The sequence below is a fragment of the Prevotella aff. ruminicola Tc2-24 genome (assembly GCF_900110895.1).
GTDB lineage: Bacteria > Bacteroidota > Bacteroidia > Bacteroidales > Bacteroidaceae > Prevotella.
This window is the reverse complement of record NZ_FOIQ01000001.1, coordinates 901,223-927,895: the sequence shown is the minus strand read 5'-3', so window position 1 is coordinate 927,895 and position 26,673 is coordinate 901,223. Positions and strand designations below refer to the sequence as shown.

General features: G+C 49.1%; 15 protein-coding genes. 5 read left to right on the top strand and 10 right to left on the bottom strand.

The features are described from left to right. Positions 1 to 372: 372 nt before the first annotated feature. Together BMY63_RS03930 and BMY63_RS03925 are read left to right on the top strand one after the other, a co-directional pair. On the top strand, positions 373 to 633 hold the full coding sequence (locus BMY63_RS03930; RefSeq protein WP_091914812.1) for a hypothetical protein: 261 nt from the start codon (positions 373 to 375) through the stop codon (positions 631 to 633). An 11-nt stretch (positions 634 to 644) separates the two neighbouring features. Then, positions 645 to 1,304 (top strand): SGNH/GDSL hydrolase family protein, encoded by a 660-nt coding sequence (locus BMY63_RS03925; RefSeq protein WP_091899849.1) that lies wholly within the window; start codon positions 645 to 647, stop codon positions 1,302 to 1,304. An 86-nt stretch (positions 1,305 to 1,390) separates the two neighbouring features. Here BMY63_RS03925 and BMY63_RS03920 read toward each other — a convergent pair whose 3' ends face one another. The 9 genes from BMY63_RS03920 to BMY63_RS03880 all read right to left on the bottom strand — a co-directional run bounded on the left by BMY63_RS03920 (position 1,391) and on the right by BMY63_RS03880 (position 18,307). Continuing rightward, on the bottom strand, positions 1,391 to 2,650 hold the full coding sequence (locus BMY63_RS03920; RefSeq protein WP_091899848.1) for a M28 family metallopeptidase: 1,260 nt from the start codon (positions 2,648 to 2,650) through the stop codon (positions 1,391 to 1,393). Between the two features lie 17 nt (positions 2,651 to 2,667). Continuing rightward, entirely contained in the window at positions 2,668 to 4,623 is a 1,956-nt protein-coding gene (locus BMY63_RS03915; protein ID WP_177178372.1) for a S41 family peptidase, read from the bottom strand. A 119-nt stretch (positions 4,624 to 4,742) separates the two neighbouring features. Then, positions 4,743 to 5,117 carry an A1S_2505 family phage non-structural protein gene (locus BMY63_RS03910; RefSeq protein ID WP_091899846.1) on the bottom strand — a complete coding sequence of 125 codons (375 nt, stop codon included), beginning with the start codon at positions 5,115 to 5,117 and terminating at the stop codon, positions 4,743 to 4,745. Between the two features lie 5 nt (positions 5,118 to 5,122). Beyond that, positions 5,123 to 7,381, bottom strand: a complete 2,259-nt coding sequence (locus BMY63_RS03905) for a glycoside hydrolase family 2 TIM barrel-domain containing protein (protein WP_091914809.1) — start codon at positions 7,379 to 7,381, stop codon at positions 5,123 to 5,125. A 122-nt stretch (positions 7,382 to 7,503) separates the two neighbouring features. Then, on the bottom strand, positions 7,504 to 10,455 hold the full coding sequence (locus BMY63_RS03900) for an AGE family epimerase/isomerase (protein ID WP_218141883.1): 2,952 nt from the start codon (positions 10,453 to 10,455) through the stop codon (positions 7,504 to 7,506). Positions 10,456 to 10,674: 219 nt separating this feature from the next. Next, positions 10,675 to 12,444, bottom strand: a complete 1,770-nt coding sequence (locus tag BMY63_RS03895) for a RagB/SusD family nutrient uptake outer membrane protein (RefSeq protein ID WP_091899843.1) — start codon at positions 12,442 to 12,444, stop codon at positions 10,675 to 10,677. A gap of 21 nt (positions 12,445 to 12,465) precedes the next feature. Continuing rightward, entirely contained in the window at positions 12,466 to 15,645 is a 3,180-nt protein-coding gene (locus BMY63_RS03890) for a SusC/RagA family TonB-linked outer membrane protein (protein WP_176771027.1), read from the bottom strand. A gap of 294 nt (positions 15,646 to 15,939) precedes the next feature. Continuing rightward, positions 15,940 to 17,097 carry an alpha/beta hydrolase-fold protein gene (locus BMY63_RS03885; RefSeq protein WP_091899841.1) on the bottom strand — a complete coding sequence of 386 codons (1,158 nt, stop codon included), beginning with the start codon at positions 17,095 to 17,097 and terminating at the stop codon, positions 15,940 to 15,942. A 25-nt stretch (positions 17,098 to 17,122) separates the two neighbouring features. After that, the gene (locus tag BMY63_RS03880; protein WP_091914806.1) at positions 17,123 to 18,307 is read right to left on the bottom strand and encodes a glycoside hydrolase family 26 protein; all 1,185 of its coding nucleotides are present in this window, start codon (positions 18,305 to 18,307) and stop codon (positions 17,123 to 17,125) included. Between the two features lie 243 nt (positions 18,308 to 18,550). Here BMY63_RS03880 and BMY63_RS03875 point away from each other — a divergent pair, with 243 nt between their 5' ends. Genes BMY63_RS03875 through BMY63_RS03865 form a run of 3 tightly spaced genes read left to right on the top strand, consistent with a single transcriptional unit; the run spans position 18,551 to position 26,209 of the window. Further along, positions 18,551 to 22,510 carry a two-component regulator propeller domain-containing protein gene (locus tag BMY63_RS03875; RefSeq protein WP_177178370.1) on the top strand — a complete coding sequence of 1,320 codons (3,960 nt, stop codon included), beginning with the start codon at positions 18,551 to 18,553 and terminating at the stop codon, positions 22,508 to 22,510. Between the two features lie 27 nt (positions 22,511 to 22,537). Next, positions 22,538 to 24,973, top strand: a complete 2,436-nt coding sequence (gene galA, locus BMY63_RS03870; protein ID WP_091914802.1) for a beta-galactosidase GalA — start codon at positions 22,538 to 22,540, stop codon at positions 24,971 to 24,973. Between the two features lie 24 nt (positions 24,974 to 24,997). Further along, positions 24,998 to 26,209, top strand: coding sequence for a glycoside hydrolase family 27 protein (locus BMY63_RS03865; protein ID WP_371113572.1), 1,212 nt, complete (start codon positions 24,998 to 25,000; stop codon positions 26,207 to 26,209). Between the two features lie 77 nt (positions 26,210 to 26,286). On the opposite strand, the gene BMY63_RS03860 is transcribed toward BMY63_RS03865, so the two are convergent. Further along, complete coding sequence (locus tag BMY63_RS03860; protein ID WP_091914798.1) at positions 26,287 to 26,667, bottom strand: RidA family protein; 381 nt, start codon at positions 26,665 to 26,667, stop codon at positions 26,287 to 26,289. Positions 26,668 to 26,673: the final 6 nt, after the last annotated feature.

The window sequence follows — 26,673 nt, the reverse complement described above, 5'->3', positions numbered from 1 at the left end:
CTTTATCCAGATAAAGATTTTATCCACGAACAAGGTCGTGCCAAAGATGTCGGTCTGACGACACGTTAACATTGGCACGATTGACAGCGGTTCAAAACATCTGTCCCATATAAAATAAGGTGGGACAGCATTTTTGTGATTTCTTTATTTCTCAATGGGGACTGTCTGCCCCCACGGCGAAGCCTTCCCCCGAGTGTAATTCAATGGTATAGATTATTATGGTCTAATTCGCGAGTTGTCTTTATCGCTTTTCCATTTCAATGATCACCATGAGGTAGGGTAGAGGGAACGGACAAAAGAAAATAATGTTATTATTTGCTCCAACTGGTACACATATCGAAAATTATTCGTAACTTTGCATCCGAAAAGGTTATGATGAGCGAAAACAAGCGAAATCTGACCGAAAAAGAAGAGTATTACAAATTAATTACAGATGAGAAATCGAACCACATAGGGACAAATGCTAACGGTGCTGGTTCTCAGTGTGTTAGACGGAAAAATATAGGGATCCTCTCCTTCCGCGAGAGATACCTCTCTCTCCGCCAAAAGTTGAGCAACCCAAAAGGTTGCTCTTTTTTTTTGTTATGTTTTTGGTTTTTTAGAAATGAAATGTATATCTTTGCAGTTGAATAAAAACTTAAAACATGAAAAAGTTAATCATCCTGACGCTGATGGCAGTTGTTTCAGTCGCTGTCTCAGCACAAACTAAGAAAGTGTCTATCCTAGGCGACTCGTATTCCACCTTCCAGGGTGTTATCCCTGCTCATTACTCCTCGTTCTACCCCAACGACAGAAATGACGTCGTCGAGGTGGAGCAGACCTGGTGGAGTCTTTATATCAAGGCGAAAGGCTATCAGTTGGAAAAGAACGATTCCTGGGGTGGCACCACCATCTGTGGCACGGGCTATGGTGGTATGGACTTCTCGCGTAACAATTTCATTGCGCGTGTCGACAGTCTGGGTAATCCTGACATCATTTTCCTGTTTGGTGGCACTAACGACGCATGGGCTAAGTCGCCTGTGGGCGAATATCAGTATGCTGACTGGACGAAGGAGGATTGCATGAGCTTCCGTCCAGCCCTCGCATGCCTGCTCGAGAAACTTCAGAAACGCTATCCCAGTGCAGTGGTCTATGCTCTGTTGAACTCTGAGCTCGCAGAGTCGATTAACGAGTCGTTCCGTGAGATCTGTAAGCATTATAACGTTCAACTCATCGAACTGCATGACATAGATAAACAGAACGGACACCCCTCTATCAGTGGTATGAAAAGCATCTGCGAGCAGTTGATCGAGGCGATTCAATAGTCAACTGGTTTTTGCTTCGCATAAAAAACATAGGTCGCTAGTCCTTGAGAGCTAGCGACCTTATTGTTTTTATGTTTTCCTCTTCCTTAATACTGTTCTATGAAGTCGCGCACCAGACGGAATACTGGCTCGTAGCTGTCGAAGCGGACAGTCTTATATGTGTCGAAGATGGTGTGATAGTATTGGAAGGCGTCACCATTCTCATTTTCCAGGAAGATGCAGGGCACATGTCGCTCGGCAAAGGGATAATGGTCGCTGTTGGCTGCCAGGTCGCCGCGATGCAGGGACTCGAAGTGTTTTTTCTCGGAGTTGATCTGCTCGAAGAGTCTGAAGCCGCGCATACCCTCTTCGCTCACCTCACAATACTGGGTGGGGTTGTTATCACCAATCATGTCGATATTAAAGAGGTATCTGATCTGGCTCAACGGCACCTTAGGATGCTCGGCATACCAAGTGGAACCACGCAGGTTGGCATCCTCGCCTGAGAAGGCAATGAAGTACATGTCGTACAGAGGACGGTTCTTGGCGTAGTATTCTGCCAGGGTCACGATGGTGGCAGTGCCAGAGGCATTGTCATTGGCACCAGCGTAGAAGATCTTCTTTCCCAGATTACCCAGATGGTCGTAGTGGGCTGTGAAGACGTAGCAACTATCGTGCCGCTGTCCTTCGACCTTGGCGATGACATTGAAACACTCATAGTCCTTCAGGAACTGGTTGTCCACATCGGCCTTTATGCGCTCCACACCCTCAATGGCCTCTGGCGTTACCCAAATGATGGGTTTGTCGATCACTCTTTCTCCGTATGCCTTAAAGAACTTGACAGGTGCCTCCAGCGTATAGAGGAGTCCTGCGTTGGGGCATTCTCCTGCCTTCTGGAGCTTGGAGAAAACCTTGCGATGACGGTAGGTGAACCAGAACTCGCAGGCAACCATACAGTTGGCATTCTCAGGTTTGGACAGGTCGGCCAGTAGACGGTCGGCATCGAAGTTCAGTGTATCTACGTGGTAAACGGGGAACTCTCCGTGGACACCAGGGGAGTACTCGCGCATGGAGAAGTCGATGCCAGCACGAAGTTTCTTGCCATCGGCCCATATCTGCATCTGACCGCAGAAGGTGTTGATATCCAACTTGAACGGTTGTAGCGTCACCTCGTCCACTCCTGCCTTCTGGAACTCTTTCTGTAGGAATCTTCCGGCCTTGTTGGCACCATGCTTGGCATAGCCGCGCCCTTGATACTTGGCGGAGCTCAGTTCCTTGACGACCCGTTTGTAATGTGACAGGTTCTGCGCACCAATAGTCATGGTGGCAAGAGTCAGCAACATTGTAAAGACAGTCTTCTTGTCCATGCTTTCCTTGTATCGTTTTATTTCTTCATTTTCTTGGCTACCCAGAGCACCCAGGGGTCGATGTTATCAGTGAGCTGCTCAGGATAGGGCAGGGGGATGATGACATCGGGCTTATGACCTGGTTCCCGCTCCTTGCAGGCTTCCTCAAAGGCGGCGTCTACCGTCATGGGGTAGGTCAGGGAAAGATTGCTGTGGGGCAATCGGATTGTGTTGCAGTTGCCTGACAGCTCACAGCCGTTGGTGCGCTCACGACCATAGACGGTGGCATGTTTCTTGGAGTAGTTACGGACAAAACGGACTGGTGACTCACCGGCGCTGGCACTGTAGTTGTCGATGATGATTGCTCCCTTACGCACCAGCGGTGTGTATTTGTCTGTTCCTTTGAGGGTGGTATGCCAGTTGATGAGGGCTCCTTCCTCTGTCGAGAGCGCCTCTGTCAGGATATGGTTCATGTAGGAATAGACACTGCTGATTTTCTTCAACCGCTCATTGTTCAACGTGCTGCTCCTGTAGAAAGACTGTTCGTCGTTCATTGCACTGCAGTCGCACATCATCTTGGCAAAGATCTCGCCAAAGGCGTCGCTGCCACCATGGTTACCACGCAGGTCGAGGATAAGGTATTGGCAGCCTGACTGCTTGAACTCCTCGGCCTTCTTCTGTGTCCATTCCCAGGTGGGCTTGTCGCCCATACTTGATGGCAGACGCAAGAGGTAGGTCTCGTCGTCTACCTTACAACCTACGGGCTCTGGCGCATATTGCGGAATGAGTTTCTCGTAGTTTACGAAAGCTTCTGAACGCAACTTGTAAAAGCGTTGCGAAGAACAGTTCGTATGACGGTCGAAGTTTTTATAGAACCAGAACACATATTGTCCTACAGCATCGTCAATATTGATCTCACCTCTCATGAGACGTGCCATGAGCGAGTCTTTCAGTGCCTTGTACTCATCTTCAAAACCGCTTCGCATCAAGACTGGGAAGATGGCGTTGTTCCGCTCGTTGGCATCAATGGTATAGTCGAAGGTCTCATAGGCCTGACGGATGGAGTCGGGTTGTTGACCGTATTTCTCGATGAAGCCGTCCGTATAGAAACGGGAGAGGTCTTTCGATGTCTGCGGTGTGTCTGTGCCGAATGCTTGTTGAATATTTTGGGGTAGACCGCAACGATCCCAGATGGTCACGTATGGGTGTCCGTCTTGGAGGGCGGTAATGGAAATCGTTTCCTCATTAAACCAGTGTACGATGGATGCCTTTCCGTCGTATTCAAAGGCGTTGTCGCTGAGAATACTACAAGGGGTGTAGAAACCCTGCAGATTGGCAGATGGGGAGCCTGGGATGGGAATGGCGATGACGGCCTCGTGCTCTCCGAGGATCAAGTAGGTGTCCATCCTGCCTCGTCGTATCCAATACTGTGAACTGGCATCGTTCGTCTGTTGTATACCGCGTTGTTTCCATATGCCTTGTAAACGGTGCTGCTTGGGACCCAATTTCATCTGCAACAGGTTCAAAGCCCGTTGTGCTGCATCTGTAGAGTCTTTTACCAACATGTATGCCTCGTCGATATTCGTCTGATAGGGGAACAGTCGCTCGTCGGACTTGTTTTGGTTGTTATACCAGCGATAGGTGAAGGTACTGTCTGAGGTACCGATAATCTGGGTTCCTTTGTTGTCTGTCTTTGACAGTTCTCCTGTGAGGGTCAGTGGTTTCCCGTCAGGACTTGTAATCTGGAAATCGAATGACTTTTCGATGTTGTCGATAGAGGGGGAGGTCAATACGATCGTAGAGTTATCCAGGCAATACCTGTACTGTCTATAACCTGTCTCCAGATGTTTGCCATCCTGATGAACGATCTCGGTAAGCCTGTACAATCCTCTAGGATTGGAGTTTTGAGCCATTATGGAATGGACGACAAAGACTGACATCGCCATAATGACTGGCAGTCTCTTCTGATTTTTGATGTATGAAAAGAGTTTCATGTTTAGGAATGTTGATATGTTTTTTAAGTTTCTAAAAGATTGGTAGTTGCAAATGTACGACTTTTTTTTCATAATGACCCACCTTTTGCTGAAAAAGTGCAGGTGTTTTCAGACAGGTTCTACCAGTTGGGGGGCAATACGATGTTCTCCACGTCGTGTGCATCCCTGAACAGTGGCGCGATCTCTTCATCAGTGAATCCGGCGATGCCACAGCCGATGCGCGTCACGAGGAAGGTCAGTTCGGGATGTGCCTTGGCGAACAGGATAAACTCGTCCACATACGGGCGGATGGCTTCCACGCCGCCATGCATCGTGGGTATGCCGTAGCTCTGTCCTTGTAATCCAACGCCCTGTCCCATGATGGCGCCAAACTTACGATAGGCGGTATAGGCGGCCCCACCGCCGTGCATTCCTTCCAGGTTGCTGCCGAACACGAAGATCTCGCCCGGCTGGAGTTCTGTGATGAACTCCGATGTTGTTCTTTTCTGTGTCATGGTTGTTATCTGAATGTGATCTGAGTTGATGGCAGTCCTTCTGCCGATACTCTCAGCGTTGATTTCCCGGAGCGACCGTTGTTGCGGATGACGGCCAGAGCACGGCCATGCCATACCTGATGCGTCGTATCATAATAGGGCGCTTCATCCTTGACATTAGCGTTGCCGACAGCAAGGAGCGTGGCGTTGCCGTCCACGGTGAAGGTGAGGGTATGATCGGCTGTAGGAACAACGCACCCCTGAGCGTCAACCACCTCTGCAGTGATGAAGGCAAGAGATTGCCCATCAGCCTTCAGGGTGCTGCGGTCGGCAGTGAGACGGATGGCGGCAGGGGTACCTGCGGTCTGCAGTTCCACGCGTTGTTCGCCAGCCTCAGCACATAGGGTGCCCGTCTGATATGGTAGGGTGAAGGTCGCTTTCATCTCTTTTGTGTCCTGTTCGGCAACCAGTTGACCGTTCAGTAAGAGACGGACCTTCGGCTCACGGCTATATACTTCCACCTCGATGGGTTTGCCTTCCCATCCTGGCCATGTCCAACTGTTCTGTGTCGGCCAGGTGCTCCACATCGAGGTCTTGACCTTGCCTAGATAACCGTCTGGTTCGCGCACAGCAAGGTAGAGTCCCTCTTCCTGCTCCTTCGTACGAGTATTCCACAGCATCGAACGGTAGAAGCTGATAGGCTTGCGGGAGCCAGTGAGGTCGACATCGCCGCAATAGGCGGCATGCCACGGATAGAGCGGTCGCTCCCACGACTCACCAGGTACTTCTCCTTCATAATAGTATCGTCCGATGCCTGATTCTCCGATATAGTCGAGCCCAGTCCATACAAAGTCGCCGATGATATAGTCGTGGGTCTGTACGGTCTGGTAGTTGCGCCAGGCATCACGGGGATAGCTTTCTGTCTGCATCATCACACGCCGTGGCACACGCTGATGGTCGCTCTCAGCCATGAAGATCATGTAGTTGTAGCCCACGATATCATGCTCGGCAGCCAGGGGATCGTAGATATCCCAGTCGCGGTCCCAGGCAGCCAGTGCCGAGGTGACAGGGCGTTGCTGCGGATCGAGGGCGCGGATACGGGATGCCAGCTGATGAGCGGTCTTCACCACCTCGATCTTCTTCCGTTCGATGACCTCGTTGCCAGTACTCCAGCAGAAGATGCTGGGGTGCAGACGGTCGCGCAGTACCATGGCGTCGATGTCGCGCTGCCACCACTGGTCGAAGAGCGTGGAATAGTCGTAGATGTTGTCGTTCTTCTTCTCGCGCCAGCCGTCGAGAGCCTCGTCGATGACCAATAGGCCTAGTTCATCGCAGGCGCGGAGGAAGGCCTCTGAAGGTGGATTGTGTGAGGTGCGAACAGCATTGAAGCCGGCTTCTTTCATCAATCGTGCCTTACGGTATTCGGCATCGTCGTAGGCTGCAGCACCAAGGATACCGTTGTCGTGATGCACACAAGCACCGTTCAACTTCAGAGGCTTGCCGTTGAGCAGGAACCCTTTCTCTGCACTATAGTCGATGGTACGGATGCCATAGGTGACGCTGACGTGGTCGCCCTCGGAAATCGCTAACTCTGTTTGGTAGAGATAAGGGGAGTCGGGCGACCAGAGTTGAGGATCGGCCACCTCGATGGTGCGCTGCAGGGGACGGGTTGTGCCGTCGGGCAAGATAACCGTGGCAGTCAGTTCCACATGATGGATATCGGGGGTGCTCACGGCGATGCTCCAATCGTCAATATAGGTCTTATCAGTGGTCACGAGCCACACGTTACGATAGATACCAGAACCAGTATACCAGCGGCAGTTCTTCTGTTGGGAGTTGTCCACACTCACCACAATCTCATTGCGTCCTGTAGAGACATAGGGGGTGGCATCTACCCAGAAGCCAGAGTAGCCGTAGGGCCATCCGCCAACCTGATGACCATTGATATAGACGTGTGAGTTCATATAGATGCCCTCAAAGTATAGACGTATCTTCTTACCCTCATAACGCTTGTCGAGGGTGAGGATGCGTCGATACCAGCCCTTGCCAGTAGGCAGGTAACCTCCATCATTGCCGGCAGGTGCGTTGGCATCGAAATGATGCAGGATGCTCCAGTCGTGAGGAAGGGTCACGGTGTTGGCCTTGGTGAAATCGCTGTCGTTTTCGACAAACTGCCAATGATCGTTAAGTCGTTGTTTGCGCTGAATAGTTGATGTTTTTGCCATGACGGTATCAGTAACTGTCAGTAGGACCGCCAGCAGCAGGATTTTAGATTGCACTCTCATGTTGATCTGTTCGTTTTTTGGTTATTCGCTGCAAAATTACATTTTTTTTCGCAAACAGACTACACCAGAGGGGAAAAATCATCCCCGCTATGAAATACAAATTCATAACGGGGATGAGATGATCAAACGATGATTGTAATAAAACTCTCGGCAGGCAATCGAACGGTTAGCTGACCATCGTTGACCCTAACGAGACGGGCCTCGGCATGACAGTCTCTGTTGGTCACATAGACAACCACTTCTTTTGTCGTGACAGGCAGTCCTGAAATGGTTGACTCGCACGACGCACCATTGTTAACTAGATGGATGGCCCACTCACCTGTGGCCATCTTCACAAACCCCGCTGTCTGTATGTTTTCCTTGTCACAAGATACAGGTACGGCAAAGGCGTCTTGTGGAGTCATAGCCAATTGCATCAGGTTGAAAAAACGTTGTGTAGGGTGCAGGGGCCCCTTCGAGCCATAGATGCCGTCGCCCCATAGTGGTGAGTAGTCAGAGGTGAGTTGCCATTGCAGAATGCTCAGCGGTTGGCAGATTGCACAGAGCCGCAGGTAGAGGTTGATCTCATAGAGAGCGAATGTCGATTCATTGAAAATGGCGGGATATTGGTGAGCCGCAGCGTCTGTACTACCTTCACCAACAATCAGAGGCACATTGATTTGTCGTGAGGCCTCCGCCCATTTGTTGAGTGTCTCGTCATCACATCCTCTCCAGGAGTGGAATGAGATGGCACCGATGTATTTATGTGCAGACGGGTCGTTGAGTGCTGGTAGGATAAAGTCGAAGGTCGTGGCATCGGAATTGTCACCCAACAGTAGGCGGGTTTTCAAACCGCGGTCAGCCAGATACTGTCCGAAAGCCTTGATGAAGTCACGGTGTTCTTCGGGGGTGAAGACCACGTTGATGCCTAGGTCCGATTCGTTGAATGAGAAATAGTCGGCCTCCACGCCGTAGTCTCTCTTCAGAAACTCCAGATAGTCAGTCAATGAGGCGAATATCCGTTGCTGTTCCGAATCCTTTAGACGGAAAGCGAACGACGTACCGTCGGAGCGGGTGGTCCTCTCACCAGCCCACATGGGTGGGAACCAGCAACTGACAATGACGGGCATACCTGTCTGTTTCAGACGTCGTGCCATCTCTGCACTTTGCTTCACATGTGGGGCAGCCGCTCCTTGCATGTCCCAGATCATCCATGGCATCTCCACACGTCCGAAGGCCACACGCATATTCCTTAGACAATAGTCGATGACCGTGGGGTCCTTGAGGGGATTCTGGATGCGGAAGTTCCCGCCGAAGCCAGTGAAAATCCTACCAGGGTGCATGTGGTCGAAGGTTATCGTCGCAGTCTCATGATGACGTTTGCCATTAACGGACATCGTGGCAGAAAGGGTTGCCTTGGCTCCTTTTCGAAGTGTCGGCATTAGGGTGATATAGAGCACCTTGTCACCATCTTCCTCCCTGACTGTCGCCTCAACCGAACGGTCGAAGGTCAGCGTGATTTGACGTTCAGGAGCAGTGACGGTCACTTTCCTCTTTTGTATGCTGATCTTGGCTGTGGCATAGTACCGTGGCGAGAAACTCATGCAGAACCACGCTTCCTCGTCGAGATCCTCCTTCGCTTCGATATGCCACTGCAAGGCGACGGTCTGACTGGTGGTGTCGGTCACTGTCTGCGTGATCGTTGCTCCGTGCATCGGGGTGACGGTCGTCTGGGTGTTGCCATCACGGTGATAATGGATATGCTCCTGTTTCTCTCTCCCACTTTTCTCAATATCTCTGCCTAGTGTGCCGACACGCAATGACGACTCAAAGTCGATCAGTTCACCCTCTAGTCGGACACCCGTCATGTTGCTCCACGCCATGACCTCGGTATGCGCCTTGATGGGCTTCAGTCGTTCCGCCAGTTCGAAGGCCACCCGACTGTGATGATAGGGACAGTTCCAGTCGCTTACCTTTGGAGCATTTATTGGAAGACCGTCTTCGGTGAGGTATTTATACCAGTCACCCTGTTCGTGGTCGACAAAGTGGGTCTTGACGTATGACCAGTTCCGAAGAGCAGCATTGAGAAATGACTTGTCGCCTGTGAGTTGCCAGGCGTTCACGCAGCCGATGATCATCTCGCATTGAGGCCACCATGACAGTTTCTTATTCAGGCCTTGCGGAGTCTTCTCGTAATACATCGTCCCCTCGGCACTGACTCCCTCCCTGAGAGCTGTACGGACCATCTTTATGGCCTGTTGGTCAACCTGTATCTTCAGAATAGAATCGCCTACGACGGCGGCTGCCTCTGTCAACAGCCATGATGTCTCAATGTCGTGGCCATAGGAGTCATTTTCTCCTATCGCATTCCAGTCGTCGTCGCAGTATAGGATGAGGTGACTACGCTTAGGGGAATAGAGTTTAGTCTGTAGGATGCCGATCAGTTCCTTAAGATTGTTCCGCAATCCTTCATCGGGCCATACTTGATACAACGCGGTGAAGGCTTCCAGCAGATGGATATGCGTGTTCATCGTCTTGGTGGCATTGGCCAGTCCGTCAACCCCTTTGATGGGTGCTTTCGAGTAGTTACGCTGGAAAGACTCTATATAGCCCATTCTTTTTTTGTCGTGCACCTTCTCCTCTAATGTGGCGTATAGCTTCAGTGCCGCGTCCAGACTCGTCCGATTGCCTGTAGCCCTGAAGTGCTCTGCCAGTCCGTAGATACCGAAGGCGCAGGCATAGGTCTGTTTGGTGGCATCTTCGATATGCCCTTCATGGGTAACTGACCAAACGACTCCACCGTATTTCGGGTCGATGAAATGGTGTATGTAGTAGTCAGCAGCACGGTTGGCCATCGTACGGTATATCTCGAGACTGTAATGACGATAGGCCTTCGAGAAGGTCCACAGCAGGCGAGCATTTAGAACAGCACCCTTGGGCGCTTTCCCAATAGCCTGACCATCGTTCAGTACCAGACCATAGAAACCGCCGTTTGGGTCGACGGTATGTGTAATCCAGAATGGTAGGATGTTCTCCATCAGGTCTTGTGTGGTCTCTGTCCGCAGCACCTCTGCCGTATTCCTCACCTGTGCCATAATGGTCGTGATGTGACAAAGACACATTATCGAGCATAGTGTTATTACTTTCTTATACATATCAAGACAAAAATATTTTGTTTGCAAATATAGTTATTTTTTTGAGTCTGGGCGAATAGGTCGTTGAAAATAAAAAGGGAGATTCTGTCATCACGACTGTACCTCCCCTGCCAAAAACTAAATACTAACTAACCTTCCACAATAAATATTCCAATCTATTTAGTAACCTGTGTTTTGTACACATTCTGTGTTGGCAGTTAATTCTGAGGTCGGAATCGGGTATACCAGATGGATCGGGTTCCAGTCCCACTTTCTTGGGGTTACAGGAATCATAGATGCACGTTCTGCCTCTGACGCATTGTTCCACGGCTCATTGTAATCATTGCCCGATGGGATATAGTATTTGCCTGTTGCTGTGTTATAGAACGTGGCCCCGTTGTTCTTGGGATATTCGCAGTTTAACCACTCTTCTACGAAGTTGCAGCGGCATAGGTCGTACCACAAACTGAACTCATAGTAGAGCTCTTTACGACGTTCCTGGAAGAGAGCCACCATCCAGATAGGTGAGGTATATCCCTTTTCCTTCGCATATTTAGCATAGTGTGCCTGTGCGTCGGGCACCGATACCGTCTGCGTGTTCAGCAGTTCCTTGGGGAACGGCAGGTAGCTGCCGCTAGCCTCGTCGGGATCATAGCCAACCTCGAGGTTACCCCAGGCACGATTACGAATCTGAGCGATGGCATTCCATCCTGCCTGCTCGTCACCAGTTCTGAAACAGCACTCTGCATAGTCAAGCAGGGCACCGCCGAAACGGTAGAGGTTGACCGAGTGTGCAGAATAAACATCGTTTGTGCGCCACCATTTTGTACCATGGTTGTTCGGGTTGCCCTCGGCATTGGAGAGAAACCACGACTGAAATGCCTCTGTGGTGCCGATGATGTCACCGGTGTAGGGGTTAGTGTCACCCTTGTCACCATGCCATCCGACGATAGAGTAGGTTTTTCGTTTGTCTCCGGGCTCGAAACTGCGCACAAGTTCATATGATGTAAAGGAGTCGCCCCATCCACCGAACTCACGTGCCTTGGTCTGCATGCCGAAATAACGGCAGTCGCTATTCTTGGCCCATGTCCACACATCCCAACCCATACCTGGGAATTTGGGGAAGGAGATCTCCCACAGTGCCTCCACGTTGCCGGGATTGTCCACCCAACTGGTCATTGCATAACAGGGATTCAGTTGGATTGTCCCATTTTCGATAATCTGTTTGTAATAGTCCTTGGCCTTATTGAAGTCACCGAGATACATGCATGCTTTGCCGGCGTAAGCTAGGGCAGCTCCTTTCGTGAAACGACCAGTCATACCATCGGCAGGCTTCCAATCGAGTACAGAAGCTGCATATTCAAAGTCGGAGAGAATGGTCTGCCATGCTTCGTCATCGCTTTCTGGACGTGGTTTCGTCGGTGATGTCTGATAGGTCTCACCAGTCATGAGCATTGGCACACGGCTGAAGTTGATTGTCAGGTAATAATAGGCACTGCCGCGGATGGCACGTGTTTCTGCCTCATAGACTGCCTTCTCTGAGGCACTCATGACATGTTCGTCGACGCCTTCCAGGTCACGCAGGAAAAGGTTACAGGCCACGACAGTCTTATACGAGTAGATCCAGGCGTTCTCAAAGAAAGCCGATTTCGATTCAACGGTCCAGGAATGGCTAGACATCTCGGCATCCCAACCGTCGGCCTGTACGTCGAGTGTCGGGTAGTTGGCCAGGGCGGGGTGGGGTTTGATATAGTAATCGCTGGCTCCTAGGAGAGAATAGTACACACCCATGAGTCCCTTAAATACATTCTCTTTGTCGGAATATACTCCTTCAGGTGATACGATGCTATAGGCATCGACGTCGAGGAAATCGTCACCACACGATGTCAGAGAGATTGATGTGGCGGTGGCGGCCAGCCCCATGAGGGCTCCTATAATGATTCTTTTCATATTCTTTTCTGTTTTAAACAATTAAAAACCAAGTTGGATACCTAACATAAACGTGCGTGGGAAGGGATAACGACCAGCATCGTAACCCATGGTGGTAACACCGCCATTGACCTCAGGATCACCGTATTTGTTGTATGGTGAGATGGTCAACAGGTTCTGTATACTGGCGTAGATACGGGCATTGTTGATATAGTTCGCAACTTTTTTCGTGTTGAAGGTGTAGCCTATTTGTAAGTTCGAAATCTTCAGGTAGTCGGCCTTCTCCACATAATAATCAGAAACACGATAGTTAGATGACATGTCGTCGCGTGTCAGTCGAGGATAGCTTGCGTTGGGGTTCAAGGTACTCCATGAGTTTTTGGCATAGTCAGCGAGCAAGTTATAGTAACCTTCGTTCTCGCTTCGTATGGAGGTCATGTAGTTCTTGGCCCATGAGAGGATTTCCTGACCGATGACACCGTATATATAAGCTGATGCGTCCCAGTTTCTGTATCTTGCAGTGAGGTTCAGTCCATAGGTTAGGTCGGGGAATCCGTCGCCGAGGTATGCCTTGTCGTCGGTGGTGATATGACCGTCGCCGTTCAAATCCTTGAACAGGAAGTCACCGGGACCTGTTGTCAATCTGTCGTAGTAGCTACCGTCACCGTAGATTTCTACAGCCTTGGCGTTCAGACCGTCAATCTCGCCTTGGTCTTTGATGATATGGTCGACAACATAGCCTTGGAAAGTGCCGAGTGGTAGACCATTGTAGCATACCTGCTTGTTCTCCCAACCAGCGCCTGTGGGACCAGATGTCGTGGTGCCAGTACCGATGTCGACAGCTTTGTTCTTGCTGGCTTCACCATTTAGGGCGATTCCAATGGACCAATCGTGGTTCAGTTGCTTGTTGTAGGAAATGTTGAACTCCAGACCCTGGTTACGGATCTTACCGAAGTTGGTCTTAATTGAAGAGAAACCTGCAGATGGGCGGATGGCCTTGTTGAGGATTAAGTTTCTTGTATCTCGGATATAGTAGTCGAGGGTGATGTTCAGGTCACCGTTCAGAAAACCGAGGTCGAGACCGAAGTTAGTCTGCTCACTGGCCTCCCACATCAGTCCAGTGTCTATCTCTGAGGTCTGTGCAAGGCCGAAGTAGCGTTTGTAGCGCTCACCGTCGATATTATAGAAGTCGTAACTGCCTGATGACGAGAGCTGGGGCAGGGCATCTGTGGCGTTGACATTTGCGTTTCCAACGCGTCCCCAGCCGAGGCGCACTTTCAGGTTGCTGAATATATCGAGATTCTTGATGAAGCTCTCTTCGGAGGCGCGCCATGCCAGTGAGGCAGACGGGAAGGTGCCCCAATGATTGTCAGCACCGAACTTCGACGAACCGTCTCGACGGATGGTGGCTGTCAGCAGGTAACGGTCCTTGTATGCGTAGTTGATACGTCCGAAATAAGAGGCGAAACGCTCTGACATGTTCGGCGCACCATTACCGTTGTTGTATTTGTCGGGATCCTCAGAGAAGAAACCGCGGAGGAAGTTGAACCGCAGATCCTTAGTCGAGGAGTTGTTCCATGACCCATGGCTCTTGCTTGCTGACTGTCCAATCATCATGGTAAAATGATGGCTCTTGAAGGTTGTATCGTAGGTGAAATAATTCTCTATGCCATAATGAGTCTGTGCATATCCATTGGTACCGAATTCGTCGACACCGTATTTGTTGCCGTTCTCGTCGGTATCCCATTGCTCCCATGTGTACTGAGTGTCGGCATAGGGGGCATTGTAGTACCAACTGTTGCTAGCCGAAAAGTCGAGGTTCATGTTACTGCGAAAAGTCAGTCCCTTCAGAATCTTGACCTCAATGAAGGCGGAGTTGCGAATAGCCGCATTATCATTATCCCAGTCGTCCTTGTAGCGGCGCACATACTGATCGGCATAGGGGTTGCTTTGGTATTTGCCTGCCGCATATGAGATGGTTGTCGGATCGTAGTTCCAGTGGCCGAAAGAGCCGTCTTCATACTGAACGGGCACGTGGGTCAGAATACCATTTTCAACATAGTCCATCGTCGGTAGAGTACGGGCGTAGTTGATCAGGTTACCGCCACCTTTTCCTTTGCCTGTGCTGAAGTTCGAGTTGAAGCCGATTTTTACTTTGTTTTTGAGATTTGCATTCATGCCCAAACGTAGGGTGAGGCGTTTGTTCCAGGAGTTCACGATGATACCTTTATTGTCGAGATAACCCACGGATGCGTTAGCCTGGAGTACGTCGGAACCACCGCTGATAGACAGGTTATACTGCTGACGGAAGGACTGCTGTGTCATAACATCCTGCCAGTTGATGGCATGGAGCTGTTTGTCATACTCCCCGTTATAGGCCGTATAAGGTACTTTCCCGTCGGCCTCGATGGCCTGACGGTAGGCAGAGAGCCAATCACCGAGACTGGCCATGTCAAGTCGTCTCGCAAGTGTGCTGATACCGAAGTCTGCTTTCATATCCACGTGCAGTCTGCCGACCTTTCCATGTTTGGTTGTCACCATGATGACGCCGTTGGCACCACGTGAGCCGTAGATGGCAGTTGCAGAGGCATCTTTCAGAATCTCGATGCTCTCCACATCGTTAGGGTCGAGCCAGTCTAGATTGGAGGCGTTGCCGTGTTGGATACCATCAACGACCCAGAGGGGGTCTGTATTGCCATCCATCGTGGCGACGCCACGGATACGGATATTATAACCACCGGTTGGATCACCACCGGCTTGTGTAACGACTACACCAGCTGCGGCACCCTGCAGTCCTTGAGCGAGACTGACAGGTGTACGGCGCATCATCTGTTCCGTGTTCACAGAGGTCACCGAACCGGTGATATCGCTCTTCTTCATCGTACCATAACCCACGACGACCACTTCGTTGAGTGTCTCATTATCCTCACGTAGTACGATCTGGTAGTTGGTTTTGCCTGGAGAGACTGCGACCTCTTGTGTTTTGAAACCGACAAACGATACTTGTAATGTACTATGCCCACTGGGAATCTGTAATTCAAAATTTCCTTCTAGATCGCTGACAACGCCTGCTGAGAGTCCCTTCACACGGATGCTGGCACCGATAATCGGTTCACCGTTGCTGTCTGCCACCTTTCCCTTGATGTTGACATTTTGTTGTACTGTTTGTACACTCGTTGCATTTTCTCTGATGCCGTCGGCTGTAGCGACTGTCGGTGACATGGAGAAAAACAGAATTCCTAAAATGCCTGCTTTCTTTAGATTAATAGTTTTTTGCATAAACATAATTTAAAATTGATTGTTATTGGTGTTTATAAACAATGATATCGGATGACTCTTTTTCTGTTGTGTGATATTAATGCACTGCAAAATTCTCAATAAAATCGCAGTTCATGGGGCTGAAATCGATCATTGGACTTCTTGTTTGTCTTCATGATACAAAAGGGAGGTATAAAAGACACAAAAAAGGATGAGGCTGCAATGAGCCTCATCCCAGAGAATGATGAAAGATAAACACTATCTAAATAATAGTGGTAGGAATGCATTCAGGCACCTTCGCCATGTGAGCCACTCATGGGCTGTGCCCTCTGATGTGTAGTATATTGTGTTGATCCCCGCCTGATGGAGCATCGTGTTGACATGACTGCTGCCGAGGTCCTCTTCTGTACCTGTGCCGATAAAGAGAGTGTGTATTTGTTCGTTGAATCTTGCTGCATCGGCAAAGATACCATTGTATAGTTGGTCAATCTTGGTGTTGGGAGTCATGAACAGGGCACCGCTGAATGAACCGAGGTGGGCGAACATGTCGGTATGCGTCAGCACTATATCAAATGTCTGACGACCACCCCAAGAGAGACCGGCCATAGCCCTATGCTCTCGATCGGCGTAGGTGCGGAATGTCTTGTCTATGAACGGGATGATCTCCTGTATTAGGATGGGCTGGAAGGTCGCACCGAAAGTGTCGAACGACACTTCTGGCTGTTTGCGCATCAGACTCTCGAAGCCGATGCCACAGTTGCCATTGTCCATGACCACGATCATTGGACGGCACTTACCTGACGCTATCTGGTTATCGAGAATGGAACCAGCCCGTCCCTGTTTAACCCAACCCGTCTCATCCTCGCACATGCCATGCTGGAGATACAGCACGGGATAGCGTTTTTCAGAGTTCAAATCGTATTCTGCGGGAGTGTAGACCATGCAACGTCTATAGCGCGACTCTATTGCTGACCAGTATACGACCGAACTGACACGTCCATGAGCAACATCCTGATTCCTATAATAATCGCCTTCCACACCTTCCGGTATTTCTATCATGCTTGAGCGTCCGTAGCTGCCGCAATAGGTGTCGGTGTTGATATCTGTGACGCAGATTCCGTCAACCATAAAATGGTAGAAGTGGGGACCGACCACTAGAGGGTTGATGACGGCATACCACCAACCGTCGTCATCGCGTTCCATGTCGTGGGTTCCCTGCAACTCGAGTGTCACCTTCTTCGCCTGTGGGGCATAGAGTCGGAAGTAGGCCCTATGTTCCCTGTCGATACGTGGGTAGTCGCGCTGGAATAGGACCGTTTCCGACACCATGGTGTTTGCGGGTATTGGCCGTTCTTGTGCCGTTGATGAAAGAATATATGCCATCATGGAGATACATAATAAGATAATCTTTCTCATTATTATTTTTATGTTTGATATTTAGTTATTTAATCTTTTGGATATCTTTCAGAAACAGATAATTCTTATTCTGTTTCATCACTTTCAGATAATCTTCGTGTCTCGGTTGTCTCAGCCACTGGAGGTAATGCTCACGTACATCCGCTGGCAGTTTTCTTATCTCGTCGTCGGTTAGCATGTGTGTGGCAGAATGACTACCACGTGGTGGGGCATGACGCCATGTTAGCAAGTAAACCGACTCATAGTTGACCAAGAGATCTTGAAGACCAGTGCTGATGGGACCGCATTCGCTGAGTGCATGTAACTTGTGCTTCTCGGTGGCCAAGGCGGTTGTGAACTGTAAAGCTTTGTTCACATCACGGTAGAACTCGTCCCCCGATCCATACCAGTCGATAGACAGCATGTCGATATAATCGTCGCCTGGATATCCCTTCAGGTATGCCTCAGGTGAGTAGACTTTATCAGTATTATAGGCATAGAGGATATTGTGGAGTCCCTTGGCGCGCAAGTAGTCGACGGTATAGCGCCAGAGAGTTGCATATTCATCGTCGCGGCAGCGTGTCTGTCCCCACCAGAAGAAATTGCCAGAATGCTCATGCCATGGACGGAAGATAAAAGGGATGAGATGTCCGCTGTCGTCACGCCAACTGAGGAAGAAACGTGCTAGTCGTTCGAGCCAGTTGTTGAACATGGCGTGGTTGCTACCACCAGGAAGAATGCTCCTGACTGCATTGAGTCCGTCGGCAGAAAGCATGCTGACATCCCATGCAGAGCCAGCCCCATTGGGCTCCTTAATGCCTGGCCATTGGGATGAGATGGGGTTGACGACATGCCAGCTAACGGTGATGATACCTCTCTGACGATGCCACCACCGTACTCGTTCGCGAATATCGCGGAAGGCCACAGAGTCGAGACTGCGGTCACCGCCGAGTTCAATCTCTCCTAGTTCGAAGCCTACCACAGCGGGATAGTCACCTACGGTCTCTTTCGTGTCAGAACGCCCCTGCTCGTTCCACCAGGTGTGTCCGCACATCAAGTCATCTTGATGGCCGTACATCGTGCCCTGTTTCTGACTTTTCCATAACCATTCATATAATGCGCGAGCTTCGGGGGTCGCCTCGGGGTCGGCAGGTCGTTTGGTGCCGGCCTGTGCATAGCCGTTTATCAGTCCTGTGATAAACAGGAATACGAACAAAACATTTTTTTTCATACTCGTTATCAATTTAAAATTTTTTTTGTGTGATTGAGTGTTGACTGTTTGACAGCGGCAAAGATACGAAGAATGCGTGAAGGGGGAGTCCGCCAATGTATCAAAATACATTTATGGAGAAGAAAGATACAAACGGAGAGTGTGTAGGCGAAAAATATTCTCAAGAAGAGAAAAAATATTGGAAGAGCGTATGTCAAAACGGTTGAAATGCTTATATTTGCATCGAGAAAAGTTGAAAGTAAGATGAAGAAACGGATATTCTTTTTGGCTGTATTCTCAGTTTTCCTCCAGATAACTGTTCTTGGCAATCCTGTATACTGGAATGTGAATGTCCAGTCTGGTTTGTCCGATAGTTTTGTGAAGGACATTCTTCGTGATCAGTTCGGTTTTATGTGGTTTGCCACCAACAACGGGCTTGATCGCTATGATGGTTATCAGTTTCGTAAGTACACCACCATTCCCTTGGGCAATCTCAATGATGATATTGAAAGTATCTGTGAAGATGCTATGGGCACCATCTGGGTGCTTTCTGTGAATGGGATATATGCCTATGATTGTGTGAAAGATCAGGTCTTTGAGGATGTTGCCGATAGACTTGCAACGTTGGGTATCACCGAGCCGATTACTTGGTTATGCACTGATGATCATTTAAATCTTTGGGCTCTGTCAAGACATCGGATATTCTTCTATGATTTCAGTGGGAAAAAACTATCGGTTATCGATAACCTCTCCGAGACGTCAATCATACGAGTAACCTCGTATGGCGGTGAGGCATATGCATTAGCAGAGAACGGCGACTTCTTTCGTGTTGACATGCGCTCATGTAAACTGATGTATGAGAATTCTATTTACATGCCAGACACTTTTTGGCGTATGATATATTTGGATACCCAAGGGCGACTTTGGTTTTATATTAAGCATTATCCGGACAATTGTCTTCATTGTTATTCGGTCAGGGAGAAGAAATGGAGTGCCTCTACGGTGTTGGAGCCATTGTCAAAAATGATATTGACTTCTCTGACTGACGACGGGAAGGGCAGTATATGGATAGGAACAGAGAACGATGGCGTATATATATATAGTACGAATGTGGGCGGAGAAGATTTTCGTCGGTTAGACTGTCGGGAAGGCACCGGAAGACTGCCTAGTAATCATATCAGCAGTTTATACAAGGATTCGAGAAATACGATGTGGATCGGGACGAGCAAACGAGGTGCTGTCTATATGGATCTGACAGATCCGTTGTTCTCCGTGAAGCGGTTCAGTGGAAAGGAGGATGTCAGTTGCATTGTCGATGATAGAGAAGGGAACCTCTGGGTTGGGTTCGACGGGAGCGGGCTATTAAGGATCGATTCCAACGGGCATGAGACGCTTTTCAACCAGAAAAACGGTAGTCTGCCGACTGATATTGTCACCTGCTCTTTGGTAGATAGGTCTGGTAGGCTCTGGATAGGGACCTTCGGCCATGGTGTCTTTTATAAAGAAGGACAGCGCTTCGTGTCGTTTTCTTGTGGTGATGTAGAGCAGCAGCTCTTCATCACATGCATGACAGAGGATAGTGACGGCAATCTGTGGTTTGGCTCCATTTATCAAGGGTTGTCTTGCTATCAGCGGGATGGTGGTGAACGGTTATTCACAACAGATAATTCCATCCTGAAGACCAATAGTATCAACTGCTTGTATAGCGACAATAGTGGGCATCTGTACATTGGATCAAGTACGGGGTTCTATATTCTCGATGTCAAGACAGGGTCATTCATGAAACGGAAGGGTTGCCTGCTGCCACTAGCCGATACGTTTGTGACTTCTTTATACAAGGATAGAAGAGGACTCGTTTGGATTGGTACGCGGGTGGAATTGATTGTATATGACGAGTATCGCGACACCCTCTATCGGCTTACGCAGAAAGATGGTCTGTCGAACCCGTATGTCAGAACTGTAACAGAAGACAATGCTAAAAATGTTTGGGTTAGTACGGACAATGGTCTGACATGTGTCTCGGTCAAGAAAAGTGGTGTTTCTAGTTGGTCATTTGTCTGCACTCCGTATTTTGAGGAAGATGGTTTGCAAAACTCGATGTTCAGTAGTAATGTGACATGTCATACCCGTAAGGGGGATTGCCTCATTGGCAGTACCAATGGTTATCTATGTATCCTTCAAAACCGGAGTCAACCTTCTTATCCACCAGTGAAAATCATCTTTACGTCACTCTATTTTGGAGAGCGACAGGTCATAGTGGGCGACGATACGGGCGTTCTTGATCGAGGCATCCAGCAGACTGACGGTATCGTGTTAGATTATGACCAGAACAATCTTGTTCTCACAGTGTCGGCCATGAACTATACACGGAAGCACAAGATACATTATCTTTATCGTCTGAAAGAGACACAGAAAAGGTGGGTATTGCTTGACGGGAACCGTATTAATTTCAATGCACTCGCACCAGGCTCATACACTCTTGAGGTGAAAGCTTCCGATCTTGGTGGGTGGACAAGCGACGTCTCTGTACTTAGGATTCGAGTTAGGCCCCCATTCTGGCTGTCGTTACCCGCTTTTGCCTTTTATTTCTTGTTAGTTGTTGCTGCTGTCTTTATGTATGTGAGAAGGATGATGAGAAAGCATCAGGAGACACTTGCCGTACAGAAACTGGAGTTGGAACTAGAACAGCAGCATCGGTTGGAAGAGAATAAGATCCGTTTCTTTACTAATGTGAGTCATGATTTGAAGACTCCGCTCTCGCTGATTATTACGCCATTGGAGAAAATACTGTCGGGTAATTTGGAGACGAAGCTCCGGATGGAGTTGGAGTTGGTGTGGCGCAATGCGTGTTTGTTGATGGATGGGGTAACTCAGCTTTTGGATTTCCGGAAGATAGACGTCGGTACAGAGAAACTGCAACTCTCACATGGGGACTTTGTGGAGTTCCTTCGCAAGACCGTTGATAGTTTCAGGCACTATTCTCAGGGGCGAGGCATACATCTGAGCCTGCGTATTAATGCCCAGAGTTTAGAAATGAACTTCGACCAGAACAAAATGCGGCGTATTGTAACGAATTTGCTTTCCAATGCTTTTAAATATAATAAGGAAAATGGGAGCGTTGTCGTTACGGTTGGACGGACGGTTGCAGGCGATGGCTATCCTCAGATGCGCTTAGAGGTTGCTGATACTGGTATTGGTATTAAGGAGGCGAGTAAGGAACGTGTCTTTGATCGTTTCTATCAGGAAGAGGGTAATACGGAATATGTAGGGAGTGGTATCGGTCTACATATTGTGAAGGAATATGTGGCGATGCATCATGGAGATGTCTTTGTTGAGGATAACCATCCACAAGGTAGTGTGTTTGTGGTAACCATTCCGATGGATTTGCCTGTGATGACAGATGCACAGGCTGAAGCCCCCCTGCAGGAGGAGAACAAAAGTGTAGAATCTCATGACATGGAGGATCGCTGTAACGGAGTGACCATTCTTGTCGTCGAGGATAACCTTGATTTCCGTATGTTCCTCGAGAGATGCTTGAACGAACAGTATCGTGTGCTCTTAGCAGCGAATGGTGTTGAGGCGCTTGGCATTTTGAAAAGACACGATGTGGATATTGTCATCAGTGATGTTATGATGCCAGAAATGAATGGCCTGGAATTGTGTAACCGTATCAAGACCGATGTCTGTTTCTCACATATCCCGGTTATCCTGTTGACAGCTAAGTCGACAGAGTCAAACATCATCTCAGGATTAAAGGACGGTGCCGACGATTATATCACTAAGCCTTTTAATTTGAGTATCCTGAGACTGCGTATACAGAAGATCCTGGATTGGACTCGTAATAATCATCGTCGATTTACTGGAACGATGGATATCTCACCGAGTGAGATCACTGTTAGTTCCCTCGACGAACAACTGATTCAAAAGGCCATAGAGATTGTGGAGAAAAATATGGGCGATTCCGAGTTCTCTGTCGAGGATTTCGGTATGGCTATAGGTATGACGCGTGGCCATCTTTACAAGAAACTTATGACTATAACGGGAAAGTCGCCTCTTGAGTTTATACGTATCCTAAGAATCAAACGTGGACGGTCTTTGTTAGAGCAGGGGCGCACGAACATCTCTGAGGTGGCATATACTGTAGGCTTTTCGCCTAAGCAGTTCAGCAAGTATTTTAAAGAAGAGTATGGATGTCTTCCGTCAGAATTTGTAAGAAAAAAATGACTAATATAACTAAGTATTGTAATTAAAATGAAACGAAGACTATTTTTAGCTTGTCTCCTAGGAACCGTGATATGTGCGTCGGCTCAGACGGGAATGCGTGAGACCGTTCGACTTGACGAAGGGTGGAGGTTCGCTTACGGACATGCAGCAGACCCTGTCAAGGACTTTGGCTGTGGCACGGAGTACTTTAACTATTTAACAAAGGCCAAATCTATTCATAATGAGGGACCGTATGCTGTGAAGTTCAATGATTCGACATGGCAGGAGGTGATGGTACCCCACGACTGGGTGGCCACCCTGCCTTATGCGCCTGAAGCTAGTCACTCTCACGGTTATAAAACGGTGGGTTACAAATATCCCACGACAAGCGTGGGCTGGTATCGAAAAACTATCAGCATTCCGAAAACAGATGAGGGCAAGCGGCTTACCTTGCGCTTTGATGGCATCTTCCGAGATGCTCGGGTGTGGTTCAATGGCTTCTATATGGGTTCGGAGCCCAGTGGCTATGCTACCCAAGAGTATGATGTGACGGAATATGTGAACTATGGTGGAGACAACCTTATCTGTGTGCGGGCCGATGCTTCGTTGGAGGAGGGGTGGTTCTATGAAGGCGCAGGTATCTATCGGGATGTGTGGCTTGAGAAGACGGCTGCTGTGAGTGTGGCTCCCTTTGGAACGTTTGTCTATGCCGAACTGCGGTCGCCCTATACCTCTGCAACCATCTATATTGAGACAGAGGTGAATAATCACTCGTCGAAGGTACAAGACTGTCAGGTGGAACAGCGGATCCTAGATGCCGAAGGGCATGAGGTAGGCAAGACAATCTCTGTGATGATGGATGCCTTGAGACCAAGGGAAACACGTGGATGTAAGCAGCAACTGACATTGTCAGATCCTCATCTTTGGAGTACGACCGACCCTTATTTGTATAAGGTTGAGACCCTTATTCGTGTTAATGGTCAAGTGACTGATTGCTATCAGACGACAATTGGTATTCGTGAAATCGCATTCGATGCAGACAAGGGCTTTCTGTTGAATGGTCAGCAGTTGAAACTGAGGGGAGTCAATCTGCATCAGGATCATGCCGGAGTCGGGACTGCCATGCCCGAGGCTCTGATGGCGTGGCGCATCCGACAACTCAAGGAATTGGGTTGTAATGCCTATCGTTCTTCTCATAATCCGGCATCGCCGGCACTACTCGATATCTGTGACCATGAGGGCATTCTTGTGATTGACGAGAATCGTCTTACGGGCGTCAACGAGGAGCATCTGCGTTTGTTGGAAAGGCTAATTAAGCGTGACCGAAATCACCCTTCTGTCATCCTCTGGAGTTGTGGTAATGAGGAGTGGGGTATCGAGAACAACGTACAGGGTACGAGGTTGGCGGAAGCGATGAAAGAATATGTACGCCTGTTTGATCCTACACGACCATCGACGCTGGCTAATGCTGGAGGCTCGGAGCTGATCAAAGGGGTCGATGTGGTGGGCTACAATTATATCTCACAGAATGATGTGGTGAATCGCCGTCTCCAGCATCCAGAGTGGCGGATTGTGGGTACCGAGGAGTTTACCGGTTGTGGTACCCGTGGCGTTTATTTCAATTCACCCGATGTGCCAGGCCGTATGCGTTCGATGAACTTCGACGAGAAAGGCTATGGCGTGGAGAACGTAATTGAGCGTGGTTGGCGCTTCTATGCTGAACACGACTGGGCGGCTGGCGCTTTCTTTTGGACAGGTTTCGACTATCGTGGTGAGCCAAATCCTTTGACCTATCCTGCTACAGACTCTGAATTTGGTATCCTTGACTATTGCGGTTTTTGGAAAGATGAGGCTTGGTATCTGAAATCATGGTGGACAGACGAGCCGGTACTCCATATCTTCCCTCATTGGAACCTGCAGGGACATGAAGGCGAGGAGATTGAACTTTGGGCCTATAGCAATTGCGAGGAGGTGGAACTGACTGTGAATGGCCGAGACCTCGGACGTCAGACAATGCCTCGCAACGGTCATCTCAAATGGAAGGCTGTTTATCAGCCTGGTAAAGTGGTGGCTGTTGGCTATAAGAATGGTCGACGTATCATGAGTAAGACCATTGAGACTACAAAGCCCGCTGCTAAGATTGTACTGAGATCTGACCGTCAGACTATCGATGCCGATGGAAGAGATCTGGCTGTCGTGACGGTTGAAATACAGGATATTGAGGGACATATAGTCCCAGATGCAAGTCCTCTGCTCACTTTTTGTTTGGATGGGGATGGGCGTATCCTAGGAGTGGGAAATGGTGATCCTTCTTATCTTGGGGCGGATCATCCGCAGGGAAAAGACTGTAAGACGTTCGTGATTCCAGCCTTCAATGGATTGGCGCAGGTGCTTGTCCAGAGTAGCCATTCTCCTGCCGTTCTTACGCTAACGGCTTCGGCCGAACAACTGAATAATGGAAATCTAACTATAAATGTACAATAGAAGAAAATGAAGAGTTTAATCAAAATGATTATCTTGGGCGGTATGATTGCCCTGATGGTGATGCCTGTAAGGGCACAAAAATGGGAGAAATTGGCTGACACTCCGCAGATGGGATGGAGTACGTGGAACAAGTTTCAAGGAAATATCTCTGAAGAGATTATTAAAGGTATCGCTGATGCGATGGTGGAGAGTGGGTTACGTGATGTTGGTTACACCTATATCAATATTGACGACTGCTGGCATGGACAGCGTGATGGCAATGGCTTTATCCAGTCAGACCCCGTTCGTTTTCCCAACGGCATAAAGGCTGTGGCCGACTATGTGCACAGCAAAGGTCTTAAGCTTGGTATATATAGTGATGCAGGCACAGCTACCTGTGCTGGGATGTCTGGCTCACTCGGTCACGAGTATCAGGATGCCATCCAGTATGCCCGTTGGGGAGTTGACTATCTGAAATACGACTGGTGTAACACAACGAATATCAATCCTATAGGAGCCTATCATTTGATCAGCGACGCCCTCCGCGCAGCTGGTCGTCCTATCCTGCTCAGCATGTGTGAGTGGGGTAATAGTCGTCCGTGGAAGTGGGCGAGGGAAGTAGGACACTCTTGGCGTACCACGCCTGATATCTGGTGTGACTTCGACTCTCTGCGTATCTTCCCAGGTTATACGCAGTTCGGAGTGATGCAGTGCATACAATTTAATGACACTTTGCGACAGTATGCCGGCAAAGGGCATTGGAACGACCCCGACATGCTGGAGGTTGGTAACGGCATGACGGAGAATGAGGATCGCGCCCACTTCACTATGTGGTGCATGATGGCCAGTCCTTTGATTCTCGGCAATGATTTGCGCTCAATGAGCGAGGCTACCCGTCGTATCATCATGAACAAGGAGATGATTGCTGTTGATCAGGATACGTTAGGCGTTCAGGGACTACATTATAAGGATCGTGACGGTCTGCAGTTCTGGTTTAAGCCCTTGGCTGGTGGTGACTGGGCCTTTACCATCCTCAATCCCACCCGCCAGGATATCACTTGTGAGATGAACTGGCAGGACTTTAATCTCACCGATGAGCAGGTGAGCAAGCTGAGTACTGCTTTTGATACAACCGTGTATAAAGTGTACAATCTGTGGACGCATAAGACCGAGGGAAAGACTAGCGTGAAGAACAAGACCGATCGCCGCATCATTGTCAGGGCTCGTGACGTGGCCTCCTATCGCCTGATCAGATAATCAATCCTTGGGCTTGCTGAAGGGAAACTACGATAATCAAGAAAAGGGAGTCCTGCGTGGACTCTCTTTTCTTTTTCTTACCTCTCTGCGACGACCTCAATCTCGACCAAAGCACCCTTGGGGAGGGATTTGACGGCCACGGCCGAACGGGCAGGATATGGTTCTGTGAAGAATTCTGCGTACACAGCATTCATATTGGCAAAATCGTTCATGTCAGCCATGAAAACTGTGGTCTTTGCGACATTACCCATCGTCAGTCCTGCTTCTTTAAGAATCGCCTGTACGTTCATGAGTGACTGACGAGTCTGTTCCATAATACCTCCATCAACGAGTGTACCTGTAGCGGGATCTATGGGTATCTGTCCAGAGGTGAATACGAGGTTTCCGACAGTTTGAATGGCCTGACTATATGGCCCGATGGCTGCTGGAGCCTGTGGAGTGCGGATTACTTTTTTCATATTTGT

Excerpts from the sequence above, each read along its gene's own strand:
- BMY63_RS03865 (WP_371113572.1), top strand. The coding sequence starts at position 24,998 with ATGATTATCTTGGGCGGTATGATTGCCCTGATGGTGATGCCTGTAAGG.
- BMY63_RS03900 (WP_218141883.1), bottom strand. The coding sequence starts at position 10,455 with ATGGCACAGGTGAGGAATACGGCAGAGGTGCTGCGGACAGAGACCACA.
- BMY63_RS03905 (WP_091914809.1), bottom strand. The coding sequence starts at position 7,381 with ATGAGAGTGCAATCTAAAATCCTGCTGCTGGCGGTCCTACTGACAGTT.
- BMY63_RS03910 (WP_091899846.1), bottom strand. The coding sequence starts at position 5,117 with ATGACACAGAAAAGAACAACATCGGAGTTCATCACAGAACTCCAGCCG.
- BMY63_RS03895 (WP_091899843.1), bottom strand. The coding sequence starts at position 12,444 with ATGAAAAGAATCATTATAGGAGCCCTCATGGGGCTGGCCGCCACCGCC.
- BMY63_RS03925 (WP_091899849.1), top strand. The coding sequence starts at position 645 with ATGAAAAAGTTAATCATCCTGACGCTGATGGCAGTTGTTTCAGTCGCT.
- BMY63_RS03915 (WP_177178372.1), bottom strand. The coding sequence starts at position 4,623 with ATGAAACTCTTTTCATACATCAAAAATCAGAAGAGACTGCCAGTCATT.
- BMY63_RS03930 (WP_091914812.1), top strand. The coding sequence starts at position 373 with ATGATGAGCGAAAACAAGCGAAATCTGACCGAAAAAGAAGAGTATTAC.
- BMY63_RS03880 (WP_091914806.1), bottom strand. The coding sequence starts at position 18,307 with ATGAAAAAAAATGTTTTGTTCGTATTCCTGTTTATCACAGGACTGATA.
- BMY63_RS03885 (WP_091899841.1), bottom strand. The coding sequence starts at position 17,097 with ATGAGAAAGATTATCTTATTATGTATCTCCATGATGGCATATATTCTT.
- BMY63_RS03860 (WP_091914798.1), bottom strand. The coding sequence starts at position 26,667 with ATGAAAAAAGTAATCCGCACTCCACAGGCTCCAGCAGCCATCGGGCCA.
- BMY63_RS03920 (WP_091899848.1), bottom strand. The coding sequence starts at position 2,650 with ATGGACAAGAAGACTGTCTTTACAATGTTGCTGACTCTTGCCACCATG.
- galA (WP_091914802.1), top strand. The coding sequence starts at position 22,538 with ATGAAACGAAGACTATTTTTAGCTTGTCTCCTAGGAACCGTGATATGT.
- BMY63_RS03890 (WP_176771027.1), bottom strand. The coding sequence starts at position 15,645 with ATGTCACCGACAGTCGCTACAGCCGACGGCATCAGAGAAAATGCAACG.
- BMY63_RS03875 (WP_177178370.1), top strand. The coding sequence starts at position 18,551 with ATGAAGAAACGGATATTCTTTTTGGCTGTATTCTCAGTTTTCCTCCAG.